14 protein-coding genes are annotated in these 15,647 nt (G+C 72.3%); 6 read left to right on the forward strand and 8 right to left on the reverse strand.

Annotation, left to right across the window (positions count from 1 at the left end):
• Positions 1-34 precede the first annotated feature (34 nt).
• Entirely contained in the window at positions 35-2,365 is a 2,331-nt protein-coding gene (gene secD, locus GTY67_RS30340; protein WP_161281142.1) for a protein translocase subunit SecD, read from the forward strand.
• A 63-nt stretch (positions 2,366-2,428) separates the two neighbouring features.
• Here secD and GTY67_RS30345 read toward each other — a convergent pair whose 3' ends face one another.
• Positions 2,429-3,229, reverse strand: a complete 801-nt coding sequence (locus GTY67_RS30345) for a helix-turn-helix transcriptional regulator (RefSeq protein WP_161281143.1) — start codon at positions 3,227-3,229, stop codon at positions 2,429-2,431.
• A gap of 64 nt (positions 3,230-3,293) precedes the next feature.
• Between GTY67_RS30345 and GTY67_RS30350 the strand changes: the two genes are divergently transcribed.
• Entirely contained in the window at positions 3,294-3,599 is a 306-nt protein-coding gene (locus GTY67_RS30350; protein ID WP_093693739.1) for a 4a-hydroxytetrahydrobiopterin dehydratase, read from the forward strand.
• Between the two features lie 39 nt (positions 3,600-3,638).
• Here GTY67_RS30350 and GTY67_RS30355 read toward each other — a convergent pair whose 3' ends face one another.
• Complete coding sequence (locus GTY67_RS30355; RefSeq protein WP_161281144.1) at positions 3,639-4,601, reverse strand: LysR family transcriptional regulator; 963 nt, start codon at positions 4,599-4,601, stop codon at positions 3,639-3,641.
• 127 nt (positions 4,602-4,728) lie between these two features.
• A complete protein-coding gene (locus tag GTY67_RS30360; RefSeq protein WP_237502955.1) occupies positions 4,729-5,673 on the reverse strand; it encodes an NAD(P)H-binding protein in 945 nt (314 codons plus the stop codon).
• 192 nt (positions 5,674-5,865) lie between these two features.
• Between GTY67_RS30360 and GTY67_RS30365 the strand changes: the two genes are divergently transcribed.
• Both GTY67_RS30365 and GTY67_RS30370 read left to right on the forward strand, forming a co-directional pair.
• A complete protein-coding gene (locus GTY67_RS30365; protein WP_161281146.1) occupies positions 5,866-6,831 on the forward strand; it encodes an AraC family transcriptional regulator in 966 nt (321 codons plus the stop codon).
• Positions 6,832-6,851: 20 nt separating this feature from the next.
• A complete protein-coding gene (locus GTY67_RS30370; RefSeq protein ID WP_161281147.1) occupies positions 6,852-7,793 on the forward strand; it encodes a class I SAM-dependent methyltransferase in 942 nt (313 codons plus the stop codon).
• 26 nt (positions 7,794-7,819) lie between these two features.
• On the opposite strand, the gene GTY67_RS30375 is transcribed toward GTY67_RS30370, so the two are convergent.
• The 4 genes from GTY67_RS30375 to GTY67_RS30390 form a co-directional block, all read right to left on the reverse strand.
• A complete protein-coding gene (locus GTY67_RS30375; RefSeq protein ID WP_161281148.1) occupies positions 7,820-8,293 on the reverse strand; it encodes an RICIN domain-containing protein in 474 nt (157 codons plus the stop codon).
• Positions 8,294-8,372: 79 nt separating this feature from the next.
• Entirely contained in the window at positions 8,373-9,209 is an 837-nt protein-coding gene (locus GTY67_RS30380) for an aldo/keto reductase (RefSeq protein ID WP_161281149.1), read from the reverse strand.
• 98 nt (positions 9,210-9,307) lie between these two features.
• On the reverse strand, positions 9,308-11,107 hold the full coding sequence (locus GTY67_RS30385) for an AMP-dependent synthetase/ligase (RefSeq protein WP_161281648.1): 1,800 nt from the start codon (positions 11,105-11,107) through the stop codon (positions 9,308-9,310).
• 292 nt (positions 11,108-11,399) lie between these two features.
• Entirely contained in the window at positions 11,400-12,281 is an 882-nt protein-coding gene (locus GTY67_RS30390) for a LysR substrate-binding domain-containing protein (protein WP_161281150.1), read from the reverse strand.
• A gap of 127 nt (positions 12,282-12,408) precedes the next feature.
• On the opposite strand from GTY67_RS30390, the gene GTY67_RS30395 reads away from it, so the two are divergent.
• Positions 12,409-13,443 carry a bile acid:sodium symporter family protein gene (locus GTY67_RS30395; protein WP_161281151.1) on the forward strand — a complete coding sequence of 345 codons (1,035 nt, stop codon included), beginning with the start codon at positions 12,409-12,411 and terminating at the stop codon, positions 13,441-13,443.
• Positions 13,444-13,456: 13 nt separating this feature from the next.
• On the opposite strand, the gene fdhD is transcribed toward GTY67_RS30395, so the two are convergent.
• On the reverse strand, positions 13,457-14,305 hold the full coding sequence (gene fdhD, locus GTY67_RS30400; RefSeq protein ID WP_161281152.1) for a formate dehydrogenase accessory sulfurtransferase FdhD: 849 nt from the start codon (positions 14,303-14,305) through the stop codon (positions 13,457-13,459).
• A 266-nt stretch (positions 14,306-14,571) separates the two neighbouring features.
• On the opposite strand from fdhD, the gene GTY67_RS30405 reads away from it, so the two are divergent.
• On the forward strand, positions 14,572-15,531 hold the full coding sequence (locus GTY67_RS30405; protein WP_093693748.1) for a beta-ketoacyl-ACP synthase III: 960 nt from the start codon (positions 14,572-14,574) through the stop codon (positions 15,529-15,531).
• The last annotated feature ends 116 nt before the right edge of the window (positions 15,532-15,647 follow it).

The raw sequence follows: 15,647 nt of genomic DNA on the forward strand, positions 1-15,647 counted from the left end.
GTGAGGGCGGCCGACGCCCCACCGGAGGATTTCCATGACTCGCGCCACCACGGTGCGAGCGGTTCTGGCTGCCGCCGTGCTGCTCGTCTCCGTCTTCATCACGCTGACCATGTCACCCAGACTCGGCCTCGACCTCCAGGGCGGCACCCGTATGGTGCTCCAGGCCAAGGACTCCGCCACCGTCGAGGCGAACCGGGAGACCACCGACCGCACGCTGGAGGTCCTGCGCCAGCGCATCGACTCCCTCGGGGTCGCCGAACCCGTCCTCACCCGCTCCGGCGAGGACCGCATCATCGTCGAACTGCCCGACGTCCAGGACCCGCGCCGGGCCGCCGCCGTCATCGGCCGTACCGCCCAGCTCAGCTTCCACGCCGTCCAGGGCGCCATGCCTCCGGGCACCGACCCCGAGGCCCAGCCCGAGGCCGGGTCCGGGTCCGAGAAGAGGACCGACCGGCTGGTCCTCCCCGATGAACAGGGGACGCAACTCGACCTCGGCCCCGCCCGCCTCTCCGGTGCGGGCGTCAAGGACGCCACCGCCTCCTTCGAGGCCCAGCAGGCGGCCGGCTGGACCGTGAAGCTGGACTTCCACAAGGACGCCGGGAAGGACTGGACGGAGCTCACCGGTGAGGCCGCCTGCCACCCCGCCGGGGACGAACGGCGGCGCGTCGCGATCGTCCTGGACGAGAAGGTCATCTCCTCGCCCCAGGTCGACCCCTCGGTCGGCTGCCAGGCCGGACTGCCCTCCGGCGGTACGCAGATCACCGGCTCCTTCAGCGCGAAGGAGGCCCGCGACCTGGCCCTGCTCATCAAGGGCGGCGCCCTGCCCGTACCCGTCGAGATCGTCGAACAGCGGACCGTCGGCCCGACGCTCGGGGCCGCCGCCATCGACGCCAGCGCACAGGCGGCGCTCATCGGCGCCGCGCTCACCGCGCTCTTCATCACCATCGTCTACCGGCTCTTCGGCGCGCTGGCCGCCGTCGCCCTCGCCGCGTACGGAGTCATCTCGTACGCCGCACTCGTCGGCCTCGGTGTCACCCTCACGCTCCCCGGGCTCGCCGGGTTCGTCCTGGCCATCGGGATGGCGGTCGACGCGAACGTCCTGGTCTTCGAACGGGCCAGGGAGGAGTGCCAGGACCGGCCGTCACGTTCTCTCCGCTCGGCGCTGACCACCGGTTTCCAGAAGGCGTTCAGCGCCGTCGCCGACTCGAACATCACCACGCTCCTCGCGGCCGGGCTGCTGTTCTTCCTCGGCTCTGGCCCGGTCAAGGGCTTCGGCGTCACCCTGGCCATCGGCGTCATCGCCTCGATGTTCTCCGCGCTGGTCATCGCCCGCGCGCTCACCGAGATCGCGGCGGGCTCCCGCTTCGTCAGCGACTACCGGGGCGTCAACGGCATCGCGCGCCCCGGCAGCGTACGGACCTGGCTGACCCGCAAGGACCCCCAGCTCTTCCGGAAGCCGGTCCAGTGGCTCGTCATCTCCACGGCCCTGGTCGCCGTCGCCGTGGCCGGGATCGTGGTGCGCGGGGTCGACCTCGGGGTGGAGTTCACCGGGGGCCGGCTGGTGGAGTATTCGACCAGCCGCCCGGTCGACGTCGAGACCGCCCGCTCCACGCTCGCCGAGGCCGGCTTCGGTGACGCCGAGGTCACCACGGCGGGCGACGGCGACATCTCCGTACGCACCGGAAAGCTGGACAACGACGGGGAGTACGCCCTGCGGACGGCCCTGGCCACCGAGGGCGGTGAGACCAGGAAGGTACGGGACGAGCTGATCGGCCCCAGCCTCGGCGACGAACTGCGGCGCAACGCGCTGATCGCCCTGGCCGTTGCCGTGTTCGTGCAGCTCGCCTATCTGGCGGTCCGGTTCCGCTGGACGTTCGCCGTGGGGTCGGTGGCCGCGATGGTGCACGACGTGATCATCGTGGTGGGCGCCTTCGCCTGGCTGGGGCGCCCCGTGGACGGCATCTTCCTGGCCGCCCTGCTCACCGTCATCGGCTACTCGGTCAACGACTCGGTGGTGGTCTTCGACCGGGTGCGGGAGCTGTGGGCCGGGGACCGGAAGGCGCCCCTGGCCACCATCGCGCGCCGGGCGGTGCTCCAGACCGTCCCCCGTACGGTCAACACCGGGATGGGCGCCCTCTTCATCCTGGTCGCCCTCGCGGTGCTCGGCGGTGACTCGCTGACCGACTTCGCGCTCGCCCTGCTCATCGGCATCTGCGTGGGCACCTGGTCCTCGGTCTTCACCGCCGTTCCAGGCGCCCTCGTCCTGGAACGCACCACCAGCGCACCACCGCCCGTACCGGGCAGGTCCGCCAAGCGCGCCCGCGCACCCCGGCGCGACCCCCTCGACAACGGGGCCCGCGTCTGACCCCGTACGCGAGGAAACGCCCGTCCCCCTGCCCCCAGCTCCGGGGCAGGGGGACGGCGACGGCTACGGCAGGCGGTCGCGCAGATAGGCCGCGGTCTCCCGGTCGGCGGGCAGGAACGTCTCGATGGCCAGCTCCGCCACGGTCACGTCCATCGGCGTGTTGAACGTGGCGATCGAGGCGATGAACGACAGCACCCGGTCCCCGTGTTCGATGACCAGGGGCAGCGCGAACGACGGCGTACGCTCCCCGCCCCGGTCACCGTCGCCCCGGCCCGCCACGGGGTAGGCGGCCACCTCCTCGTACAGCGCGCGCAGTTCCGGTGACCGTACGAGCGCGATCTGGCGCTCCATCTGCGCCAGCAGATCCGCCCGCCACTCCGGCAGGTTGAGGATGCGCGGCGCGAGCCCCGCCGGGTGGAGGGTGATCCGCATGGCGTTGAGCGGCGGGGTGAGCAGCTCCTCGGCGACCCCCTCCATGAGCAGGGCGATGCCCCGGTTGGCCGCCACCACGGTGTACGTGCCGTCGACGACGAGCGCGGGGTAGGGGTTGTACCCCGCCAGCAGCCGGTCCAGCCCCTCGTGCACCGCCGCCATCGCGGGGTCGTCGAGGGGGGTCTGCGGGTAGCGGGGCGCGTAACCGGCCACCACCAGCAGGGCGTTGCGTTCCCGGACGGGGATGTCCAGCTGCTCGGCCAGGCGCAGGACCATGTCCTCGCTGGGGCGCGAGCGGCCCGTCTCGATGAAGGAGATGTGGCGGGCCGAGGAGTCCGCGCGCAGCGCCAGATCCAGCTGGCTGATGCGCCGTTGCTCCCGCCAGCCGCGCAGCAGCGGCCCCACGCCCGTGTCGGGGGAGACAGTCGTCATGGGAAGACCGTAACGTCACATGTCCGGTCGCACACCGACATCCGAGACCCACGGGAGCCGTTGCATGTCCGCCGAACCGCTGTCGAAGACCGAGACCGAACACCGGCTGGAGTCGCTGCCCGGCTGGGCGCTGGAAGGGGACCGGATCACCCGGACCTACCGGCTGCCGTCGCACTTCGCCGCCGCCGCACTCACCGTCCACATCGCGCAGATCCAGGAGGAGCTGAACCACCACTCCGATCTGACGCTCGGCTACAACACCGTGGCCCTGTCCGTCCATACGCACGACGCGGGCGGCAAGGTCACGGAGAAGGACCTGGAGCTGGCCGCCCGCGTCGCGGCCGCCGCACCGGCCCACGGCGCGGAGTAGCGCGCCCACCGCGGAGGCCGGCCCACCGGGCGGGGCGGCTCAGCTCACCAGCCCGAACCGCGGATTCCCGGCGAGCCACCGGGCGTAGACGGGACTGCGGGAGACGGCCTCCGCGTACGCCGCCCGGGTCTGCCCGGCCACCGTCACCGCCGCGGCGTCCGCGGCGGGGGAGTGCGGGTGCCAGCCCAGCAGGTGCCGCCAGCTGAGCGGCGCACCGGCGAGCGGCCGGGTCACCACGCCGGGAACCGGCGGGAACGTCGCCCGGCAGAGCCCGATGGCCCGCCCGACCTGCACCAGATGGACGACGGACGAGGTGTCCGTCTCGTACACGGACACCGGGGTGAAACCGGCCCGTGCGCAGGCCGTGGCGAAACAGTCGGCGAAACAGCCGTCCCCCGGCACATCGGCCCAGCACTGGTCCGCCAGCGCGGCGAGGTCCAGCTCCCGCTCCCGGGCCAGCGGATGGCCCTCCGGCAGCATCACGAAGACCGGGTCCACCCCCACCACCTCCCAGACCAGCCGCTCGGCCAGCGGGGGCGGGCTCTCGCCGCAGGTGCCGATCAGCGCGAAGTCGAGGCGCCCGTCGATCGTCAGGGCGGCGATCTCGTCCACCGACCACGAGGTGTACGTGGAGACGGGCGCGGCCGGGTGCGCCGTGGCGATCCGGTCGACCAGCCCGCCGAGCAGCGGGCCGTGCGTACCGCCGAGCCGGAACCGTTCCAGCGGCCCGGTGGCGTTGGCGAAGCGCACCGCCTCCGCCTGGAGTTCGCTCACCGCGGGCAGCACCACCCGGGCCCGCTCCAGCACCAGCTCGCCGAGCGGAGTGGCGCGGGCACCTGTGTGGTCACGCTCGAAGAGCGTGCCGCCCAGGGCCTTCTCGATCCGCCGCAGCTGGGCGCTGAGAGCGGGCTGGGCGAGGCCCAGCGTGGCGGCGGCCTTGGTGAGGCTTCCGGTGTCGGCGATGGCACGGATGGTTCTCAGATGGCGCAACTCCAGCTCCATAAAGGCAAGTTATGGCCACCGGCCCGCCCGGGCAATATGCCGGTCACTCTTCTGTTGAACCAATGTTTCCGGGGTGTACCGCCGGTGTGCCCTCCGGCCCGCAGGTGCCGGAGGGCTCCGTTCCAGTTCAGCCCTGCGCGACACCGTGTGGGACGTCCTGCGCGACACCGTGCCGGACGTCGTCCGGGACATGGTGCCAGGCGCCGCCCCGGGCGGCCTCACGGGCGAACACGGTGAAGTCCTTCGCCTCCCGCCCCAGCACTCGCCGCACATCGTCGGTGGGGGCGGAGTTGTGGCCGTCCAGCAGCGTCGCGAACAGCTCGGCCAGGAACCCCGCCTCGGGACCGGACACCCCGAACCCCTCCAGCGCCTGCGCGTACGCCGCCCCGCTCACCGGCACGTACCGCACCGGCCGCCCCGCCGCCCGCCCCAGCTCCGCCGCCGCCTCCCCGAACGTCATGCTCCGGGGCCCCGTCAGCTCGTACACCGCCCCCGCGTGCCCCTCCCCGGTCAGCGCCGCCACCACCACATCGGCCAGGTCGTCCAGGTCCACGAACGGCTCCGCCGTCGAGGCGGCCGGGAAGACCAGCTCACCCCCGAGCACGCCGTCCAGCAGGGCGCCCTCGCTGAAGTTCTGCGCGAAGAACGCCGACCGTACGACCGTCAGCCCGACGCCCCCGGCCGCACCCCGCAGCGCCTCCTCGGCGACGGCCGCCCGAGGCTCGCCGCGCCCCGACAGGAGCACCACCCGGCGCACCCCGCCCGCCGCCGCGACCCGCCCGAACTCCGCCATCGCCTCGGCCGCACCGGGCACCGCCAGATCCGGGTAGTACGCGGCATAGGCGGCTTCCGCACCGTCCAGCGCGGCCGCCCACCCCGACGGGTCCTGCCAGTCGAAGCGCACCCCACCGCTCCGGGCGCCCGCCTGCGGACCGGCGGACGGCCCGTTCCGCGAACCGGCCGGCGATCCGCTCCGCGAGCCCGCGCGGACCGGCACCCCCCGTGAAGCCAGCCGCTCCACCACCCGGCGGCCGGTCTTGCCGGTGCCGCTCGTCACCAGAACCGTTCCCATGGCCTCCGCCCCTCTCCGCGCGTCCTCGGACCGCTTCGTATACGTCTTTTCCTTCGCGCTTCCCGTGCCCGCCGTCGTGTTTCCCGTGCTTGTCGTCGCGCTTTCCGTCATGGCTCCAGACTTCCGGGCCCCGGCCGCCGAGGACATCGTCCAGACGCTCAGCTCCCTCCGTCCGCGTCTACGCTGTCGGCCATGGACCCTCTCGCCGGACTCCTGGACGGACCGCGGGCCCGGGGCGCCTTCCTGCTGCGCATGGTGATGGAGCCGCCCTGGGCGGTACGGGTCGCCGACCGCGCCCCGATCTGCCTGATGTCGGTCATCCGGGGCGTGGCGTGGATCGTCCCTTCCGAGGGGGCCGGGCCGGTGCGCCTGGAGCCCGGTGAGGTCGCGGTGGTACGAGGCCCCCACCCGTACACCGTCGCGGACGGGCCCACCACCGAGCCGCACGCGCTGGTCGGCCCCGGCGGTCACTGCACCACCCTGCACGGGGAGCCGCTCTCCCAGGAGATGGTGCTGGGGGTACGGACCTGGGGCAACGCCGCCCATGGCTCCACGGCGGTCCTCGTCGGCACCTATCTGATGGACGGCGAGATCAGCCGCCGTCTGCTCGGCGCCCTGCCCCCGCTGCTCCGGCTCCCCGCCGACACCCGGACCGAACCGCTGCTGCGGCTGCTGGACACGGAGATCGCGAGGGACGAACCGGGGCAGCGCGTGGTGCTGGACCGGCTCCTCGACCTGCTGCTCATCGCCGTGCTGCGCGCCTGGTTCGCCCGGCCGGGCGCGGAGGCCCCCGCCTGGTACCGGGCCATGGGCGACCCGGTCGTCGGGGTGGCCCTCCGGCTGCTCCAGGACGATCCGGCGCACCCCTGGACCGTCGCCTCGCTCGCCGCCCGGGCCGGTGTGTCGCGGGCCGGGCTCGCCCGCCGGTTCACCGAGCTGGTGGGCGAGCCCCCGATGGCGTACCTCACCGGCTGGCGGCTCGCGCTCGCCGCCGATCTGCTCCGGGAGAGCGATGCGACCGTGGAGGCCGTGGGACGGCAGGTCGGCTACGGCGCCCCGTTCGCGTTCAGTACGGCGTTCAAGCGGGTGAGGGGGGTGAGCCCGCAGGAGTACCGCGGAAACTTGCCGGAGCGGCAACAGAACTTGCCCGGACGCTGACCTCCGGTGAGGGTGGCGCCATGAGCAGCCACGCCGGACACGGCCACCACGACCAGCACGGAGCGCACGCCCACGGAGTGCACGCCCACACCCATGGATCAGGCGCCGCGGGCGCGGGTACGGAGTTCGACTGGGACGTCATGGGGCCGATGCTGGAGCAGGAGGCCGAACTCAACAGCGGCACCTACGAGGAGGCCGCCCGCTGGATCGCCGCCCTGCCGACCGCGCCGACGGTGCGGCGGGTGCTGGACGTCGGCAGCGGCCCCGGTGTCGTCAGCTGCCTGCTGGCCGAGGTGTTCCCCGAGGCCGAGGTCGTCGCCGTGGACCCCACGCCCGCCCTGCTGGAGCGGACCAAGAACCGCGCCCGGCGGCTCGGCGTCAGCGACCGCGTACGGACGGTGGAGGCCGAACTCCCGCAGGACGCGCACCGGTTGGGTGAGGCCGACCTCATCTGGGCCGGTAACTCCCTGCACCACATGGGCGACCAGCGCGCCGCCCTCGCCGGATTCGCGGAACTCCTGCGTCCCGGCGGGACCGTGGCCCTCCTGGAGGGCGGGCTCCCCACCCGGCGGCTGCCCCGTGACCTCGGCATCGGACGGCCCGGTCTGGAGGCCCGGATGGGCGCGGCCTCCGCCGCCCGGTTCGACCGGATGCGGACCGAACTCCCGGACGCCAAGCGGGAGGCCGAGGACTGGAGCGCCCTGATCGCGGCGGTCGGCCTGACCCCGCAGGGCACGCGCAGCTTCCTGCTGGACCTGCCGGCCCCGCTCTCCGCGCCCGCCCGCGAGCATGTGGTCACCAAGTTGACCCGGGAGTACGAGGTCTTCGGCGAACTCCTCGACGCCGATGACCGCGCCGTACTGGAACGGCTGCTGGACCCCGAGGACCCGGCAGCGGTCCACCACCGGCCCGATGTCTTCCTGCTCACCGCCCGCACGGTCCACCTCGGCCGCCGCGACTGAGACCTCCCCGCGCCCCGCGACCACCGTCAGGACGACGGCACCGGCTCCAACTGCCACCACTGGAAAGGGGAGTCGGTGTCCTCCCACTGCTGGACCGTCCCGCCCTCCTCCGTCGAACCGTCGGCGACCTCCATGACGAGCCCGCTGATGAAGCTCACCAGCGTCACCGTCCCCGGCGCCTCCGGATGCTGTTCGATCAGCCACTCCTGGGCGCCGAAGTTGTTGGCCTTCCACTGCTGGATACGGACACCGTTCTCCGTGTCGGCGTTCGCGACGTCCAGCCGCTTCCCGCTGTGCGCGTTGACCAGGTGGTAGAGGGCCGCGCCCTCGTGGACCGGGGACAGCTGCCACCGCTGGGCCGCCGTCCCGTCGTCCTTGCCCTGCTGCACCCGGGCACCACTGCCCTTGGCGGCGCCGTACACCTCCAGCACCAGGCCGCTGCCGACATTGCGCAGACGGTACGTGCCCGCCTCGACGACGGGCGCCGGATCGCTGCTCATCCTGCTTGTTCCCCCGGGAGTCGATGACCGAAGGCGCCCCCACCGACGGGACGGTGGGGGCGCCGGACGAAGCTGACGCTCAGGCGCCGAGGTTGAACTCCGCCGGGTCCGGGCCGAGCCGCTTGCCCTCGTCCAGCGCCGCGAAGGCGGCGAGGTCGTCGGCGTCCAGCTCGAAACCGAACACGTCGATGTTCTCCTCGATCCGCGCCGGGGTCACGGACTTCGGGATCACGATGTTGCCGGTCTGCAAGTGCCAGCGCAGGACTGCCTGGGCGGGGGTGCGGCCGTGCTTCTGGGCGATGGCGACGACCGTCGGCACCTCCAGGAGGCCCTTGCCCTGGCCCAGCGGCGACCAGGCCTCGGTGGCGATGCCGTGCTCCGCGTGGAAGGCGCGCGCCTCGGCCTGCTGGAGCTGGGGGTGCAACTCGATCTGGTTGAGGACGGGGACCACGGAGGTCTCGTCCAGCAGCCGCTTCAGGTGCTCGGGGTGGAAGTTCGACACACCGATCGCCTTGGCCCGGCCGTCGGCGTAGATCTTCTCGAACGCCCTGTACGTCTCGGTGTACGCGTCCTTGGCCGGGACGGGCCAGTGGATGAGATACAGGTCGACGTAGTCCAGACCGAGCTTGTCCAGCGAGGCGTCGAAGGCGCGCAGCGTGCTGTCGTGGCCCTGCTCGCTGTTCCACAGCTTCGTGGTGACGAAGAGCTCGTCACGGGCGACCCCGGAGGCGGCGATGGCCTTGCCGGTGCCCACCTCGTTCTCGTAGATCGCGGCGGTGTCGATGGACCGGTACCCGGATTCGATGGCCTTCGCGACCGCCTTCGCCGCCTCGTCGTCCGGCACCTGCCAGACACCGAAACCGAGCTGCGGCATTTCGAGGCCGTTGTTGAGGGTGATGGAGGGGACCTGGCTCACGAGCGGTCGATCCTAACGTCGTCGGTTGGTACTCCCCACGACAACGAGCGGGTGCCCGCAGGCATTCCCGTTCCATGATCCGGAATCGCGCGGGCCGGTCAGTGGTAGAGCGCGTCCACCTCGACCTCGTACGCCGTCTCGATCGCCTTGCGCTTCAGCTTCAGCGAGGGCGTCAGCAGCCCGTGCTCCTCGGTGAACGGGTGGGCCAGTATCCGGAACGTACGGATCGACTCGGCCTGCGAGACCGCCGTGTTGGCGGCCACCACCGCCCGGCGGACCTCCATCTCCAGGTCCGGATCGCGCACCATCTCGGCGGGGCCCAGCGGCGTGCGCCCCTGCATGGTGAGCCAGTGCTCCACGGCCTCCTGGTCGACGGTGACCAGGGCCGCGATGTACGGGCGGTCGTTGCCGACGACGATGCACTGGGCGACCAGGGGGTGGGCCCGCACCCGCTCCTCCAGGCCGGCCGGCGACACGCTCTTGCCACCGGACGTCACCAAAATCTCCTTCTTCCGCCCGGTGATCGTGAGATAGCCGTCCTCGTCCAGCGAACCGAGGTCCCCGGTGGCCAGCCAGCCGTCCTCCATCGTGGCCCGGGTGGCCGCGGGGTTGCCCAGATAGCCGGAGAAGACGTTGGGGCCGTGCACCCACACCTCACCGTCGTCCGCGATGTGCACCGACGTGCCGGGGATGGGCAGCCCGACCGTGCCGTACCGGGTGCGCTCGGGCGGGTTGGCGGTGGCCGCCGCGGTGGTCTCGGTCAGCCCGTACCCCTCGAAGACGCTCACCCCGGCGCCCGCGAAGAACAGGCCGAGCCGGCGGTTCATGCCCGAGCCGCCCGACATCGCGTGGCGCACCCGGCCGCCCATCGCGTCGCGGACCTTCTTGTAGACGACCTTGTCGAAGAACTGGTGCTGAACCCGCAGCCCGGCCGACGGCCCGGGACCGAGGCCGAACGCCTTCTGCTCCAGCGCCTCCGCGTACTTCACCGCGATGTCGACCGCCTTGTCGAACGGCCCGGCCCTGCCCTCCGCCTCGGCCTTGCGCCGGGCGCCGTTGAAGACCTTCTCGAAGATGTACGGCACCGCCAGGATGAAGGTGGGCCGGAACGTCACCAGGTCCGGCATCAGGGCCTGGGCCGACAGCTCCGGCTGGTGGCCGAGCTTGACCCGGCCGCGTACCGCCGCGATCTCCACCATCCGGCCGAAGACGTGCGCCAGCGGGAGGAAGAGCAGGGTGGCCGCCTCGTCGCCGGGCCGGGAGTGGAACACCGGCTCCCAGCGGGCGACCATCGTGTCGCTCTCGAACATGAAGCTCGCATGCGTGATCACGCACCCCTTGGGGCGGCCCGTCGTGCCCGAGGTGTAGATCACCGTCGCCACGGACTCGGGCGTCACCGCCCGCCGGTGCCGGTGCACCACCTCGTCGTCGACCATCCCGCCCGCGCCGACCAGCTCGTCCACCGCACCGGCGTCCAGCTGCCACAGCCGCTTGAGGTGCGGCAGCCGGTCGATCACCGAACCGACGGTCATCGCGTGGTCCTCGTGCTCCACCATCACCGCCACCACCTCGGCGTCGTGCAGCATCCAGTGGACCTGCTCGGCCGACGACGTCGGGTAGACGGGCACCGACTGCGCGCCCACCGACCAGATCGCGAAGTCGAAGAGCGTCCACTCGTACCGGGTACGGGACATGAGGGCGACCCGGTCGCCGAACCGGATGCCGTGCGCGATCAGCCCTTTGGCCAGCGCCAGCACCTCGTCGCGGAACGCCTCCGACGTCACATCCCGCCACTGCCCGCCCGCGTCCTTGCGGCCGAACGCGACCCGCTGAGGATCGTCCTCCGCGTACTCGAAGACCGCATCGGCCAAACCGCCGACTTGGGGCGCCGCGGCCAGGGGTGGGACAGTGAATTCACGCAATGACCTGCTCCTCGGGGCGCTCCGCACAGCGCCGCGACGCTACCCCAACCGGGGGCCGGGCGGGAGGGTCCGAACCCCGCGTAAAACGTGGCATTCGCAGAGGTCAACCGTCGAAATCCGGCCAGATGGGCAAGGCTCGGGCGCACTTCTGACGGAGGAGTAAGCGGCTCGCGGCCAAATCTCCACCGAATCCGACCGTGGTGATCACTCCGGATTCGAGTGGATGTGAGGTGCTCTGTTCCGCTGTCGAACGCTCTGCGCCGGTCGGTCAGTCGCCGATGCCCCGGTGCAGCCGGTCCCCGCCCGCCAGGATCGCCCCCGCCAGTGCGTCCGCAGCCTCCAGCGCCCCGCCCCGGCGGTCCCCGTGCAGCAGGACGAAGTCGACACCGCCCGGCTCCGGCAGCCCCGCCCTGGCCGGAACCGGTACGAGCCCCGGCGGGATCAGCCCCCGCGAGTGCACCATCACCCCGAGCCCCGCCCGCGCCGCCGCGACCAGGGCGCTCAGGCTCGTACTCGTACACGCGATCCGCCAGGACCGCCCGTGCTCCTCCAGCACCTCCAGGGCGCGGGCCCGGGTGATGCCCGGCGGCGGGAAGACGATGAGCGGCACCGGGCGTTCCGGGTCGATCCGCAGCCGGGGCGCGCCGATCCAGTCCAGGGCGTCCTGCCACACCAGCTCGCCGTGGGTGTCGCCGGTCCTCCGCTTCGCCAGCACCAGGTCCAGCCTGCCCGCCTCCAGCTGCCGGTGCAGCGTCCCGGACAGCTCCACCGTGAGTTCCAGTTCGACCTCCGGATGGTCGCGGCGGAAGGACTCCAGGATCTCCGGCAGCCGGGTCAGTACGAAGTCCTCCGAGGCGCCGAAGCGGAGCCGGCCGCGCAGCCGGGTGCCCGCGAAGAACGCCGCCGCCCGCTCGTGCGCCGCGAGGATCGTCCGGGCGAAGCCGAGCATCGCCTCGCCGGCCTCGGTCAGGTCGACCCGGTGGGTGTCCCGGGCGAACAGCTGCCGCCCGGTCGCCTCCTCCAGCCGCCGCACGTGCTGGCTGACCGTGGACTGCCGGATGCCGAGGCGGCGGGCGGCCTGGGTGAAGCTCAGGGTCTGGGCGACGGCGAGGAAGGTACGGAGCTGGGCGGGGTCGTAGGAGGTGTCCACGGCCACCACGCTAGACCTTCCTATCGCGTTACGTGATGACAGTCAGAGCGGTATGAGGGATTCCCGATCGCCGGAGTCCGGGCAGGATGGTGGGGCACGACAGCGAGCCGAAGAGAACGTGGAGCCCATGAGCAGCCGCCGCCGCACCCTCTCCCTGCCGTCCTGGCTGCCGGTCGACGCGTACATCCTGGCGCTGGTCGGCACGGTCGTCCTCGCCGCGCTGCTGCCCGCGCGCGGCACGGCCGCCGACGTGGCGGGCGGGGCCTCCACCGGGGCGGTCGCCCTGCTCTTCTTCCTCTACGGCGCCCGGCTCTCCACCACCGAGGCACTCGACGGGCTGAAGCACTGGCGGCTCCACCTCACCGTCCTGGCCTGCACGTTCCTCGTCTTCCCGCTCCTCGGGCTGGCGAGCGGGGGGCTGGTGCCGTACGTGCTGACGCCCGAGCTCCAGGCGGGCTTCCTCTTCCTCTGCCTCGTACCGTCGACGATCCAGTCCTCGATCGCCTTCACCTCGATGGCCCGGGGGAACGTGCCCGCCGCGATGTGCGCCGGTTCCTTCTCCAGCCTCGCCGGGATCTTCCTCACGCCACTGCTCGCCGCGCTCCTGCTCGGCTCCACCGGCGGCGGGTTCTCGGCGGACTCGCTGCTGAAGATCGTGCTCCAGCTGCTCGTGCCGTTCCTCGCCGGGCAGTTCCTGCGCCGCTGGGTCGGCGGATTCCTGACCCGCCACAAGAAGGTGCTCGGGCTGGTGGACCGCGGATCGATCCTGCTGGTCGTCTACACCGCGTTCAGCGAGGGCATGGTCGCCGGGGTCTGGAGCCAGGTCACCCCCGCCCGGCTCGGTGCCCTGCTCGGGGCCGAGGCGGTCCTGCTGGTCGTGATGCTCACGCTGACCTGGTACGGGTCACGGCGGCTCGGCTTCGACCGGGAGGACCGGATCGCCATCCAGTTCGCCGGGTCCAAGAAGAGCCTGGCGGCGGGACTGCCGATGGCGAGCGTGCTGTTCGGGGCGCACGCGAGCCTGGCCGTGCTGCCGCTGATGCTCTTCCACCAGATGCAGCTGATGGTCTGCGCGGTCATCGCCAAGCGCCGCTCGCGGGACCCGGAGGAGGGGCGGGACAGGGAGGGCTCCGCGTCACGGGCGCCGGCCACGGTGACCTGAGCCCGCAGAAGCCTCACCCCCGGGGGACCTCCGCCTCCAACGCGATCCGGTGCTCACCGGCGTACACGTTCATCGAGGGCCCCCGCAGGAACCCCACCAGGGTCAGCCCGCTCTCCGCCGCCAGGTCCACCGCCAGCGAGGACGGCGCCGAGACCGCCGCGAGCACCGGGATCCCGGCCATCACCGCCTTCTGCGCCAGCTCGAACGAGGCCCGCCCCGACACCAGCAGCACCGCCCGCGACAGCGGCAGCCGCCCGTCCGTCAGCGCCCGCCCGACCAGCTTGTCGACCGCGTTGTGGCGGCCCACGTCCTCCCGTACGTCCAGCAGCTCGCCCTCCTCGGAGAAGAGGGCCGCCGCGTGCAGTCCACCGGTCCGGTCGAAGACCTTCTGCGCGGCCCTCAGCCGGTCCGGGAGGGCGGAGAGCAGCTCGGGCGTGACGCGGACCGGGGGAGTGTCGCCGACCGGATGGCGGGTGGTCGTGCGGACGGCGTCCAGGCTGGCCTTGCCGCACAGGCCGCACGAGGAGGTGGTGTAGACGTTCCGCTCCAGCGTGATGTCGGGGACGACCACGCCGGGCGCGAGCTTCACGTCCACCACGTTGTACGTGTTCACGCCGTCGGCGGTCGCCCCGGCGCAGTAGACGATGGACTGCACCTCACCGCCCTCGGCGATCACACCCTCACTCACCAGGAACCCGGCGGCGAGCGCGAAGTCGTCACCCGGTGTGCGCATCGTGATGGCCAGCGGCTTCCCGTTCAGCCGGATCTCCAGGGGCTCCTCCGCGACGAGCGTGTCGGCGCGGGAGGAGACGGCCCCGTCCCGGATGCGGAGGGTGCGGCGGCGCTCGGTGACCCGTCCCATGAGGCTGAACCCGATTCTGTCGGTGTGCGGAGCTCCCGGCCGTGGGTCGGGCCGAAGCCTGGCCCTGTCATTGTCCTGCACACGCGGTACGGCGTCGCCGCCGCGTGGGCGGGCCCCCCGAACGGACGGTCGGGGGAGCATGCAGGTGAGGCTGTTGTCAATGCTCCAACGTGTGGGCCGGTTTCCTGTGGGATCACGTGCCCCCGTACCGGACGGTAGCCACCAAGACTGGATGTTTCCTGCCCTACGTAACGATGGGAACCCGTATGACCGGCTCACGTGTCGTGGCGCTCGGCCACTATCAGCCCGCCAAGGTGCTCACCAACGACGATCTGGCGGCCCTGGTCGACACGAGCGACGAGTGGATCACGAGCCGGGTCGGCATCAAGACCCGGCACGTGGGCGGCCCCGACGAGCCGGTCGACGAACTGGCCGCGCACGCCGGCGCCAAGGCGCTGGCCGCCGCCGGTCTCCAGCCCTCCGACATCGATCTGGTACTGGTGGCCACTTCCACCGCCATCGACCGCTCCCCGAGCATGTCGGCCCGGGTCGCGGCGCGGCTCTCCATGGGGTCACCCGCCGTGATGGACATCAACGTGGTCTGCTCGGGCTTCACCCACGCCCTGGCCGTCGCCGACCACACGATCCGGGCCGGTGCGGCGACCCGCGCGCTGGTCATCGGCGCCGACAAGATGGCCGACATCGCGGACTGGACCGACCGCACCACCTGCGTCCTGCTCGGCGACGGCGCGGGCGCCGCCGTCGTCACCGCCGACCCGTCCGCCCCCGACGCCCCGGGCGGCCCCGGGATCGGTCCGGTGCTGTGGGGATCGGTGCCGGAGATGGGCAACGCCGTACGGATCGAGGGCACGCCGCCGCGCTTCGCGCAGGAGGGCCAGTCCGTCTACCGCTGGGCCACCACCCAGCTGCCCCCGATCGCCCGCAAGGTCTGCGAGAAGGCGGGCGTCGCCCCCGAGGACCTGGCCGCCGTCGTCCTGCACCAGGCCAATCTGCGGATCATCGAACCGGTCGCCCGGAAGATCGGCGCGGTCAACGCGGTCATCGCGCGGGACGTGGTCGACTCCGGCAACACCTCCGCCGCCTCCATCCCGATGGCGCTCTCCAAGCTCGTGGAGCGCGGCGAGGTCGCCTCCGGGGCGCCCGTGCTGCTCTTCGGTTTCGGCGGAAACCTCTCGTACGCCGGACAGGTCATCCGCTGCCCCTGAGCCCCTCCGGAGCCGCCCCGCCCGGGCTTTGTCCTGAGTGTGGAGAAAGTTGGGGCCGATTCCTGCGCAACTTCTTCCCACTCCGGGAAAGCGCTGCTACGTTCCCCTCGAAAGCC

It is taken from the genome of Streptomyces sp. SID8374 (assembly GCF_009865135.1).
Classification (GTDB): Bacteria; Actinomycetota; Actinomycetes; order Streptomycetales; family Streptomycetaceae; genus Streptomyces.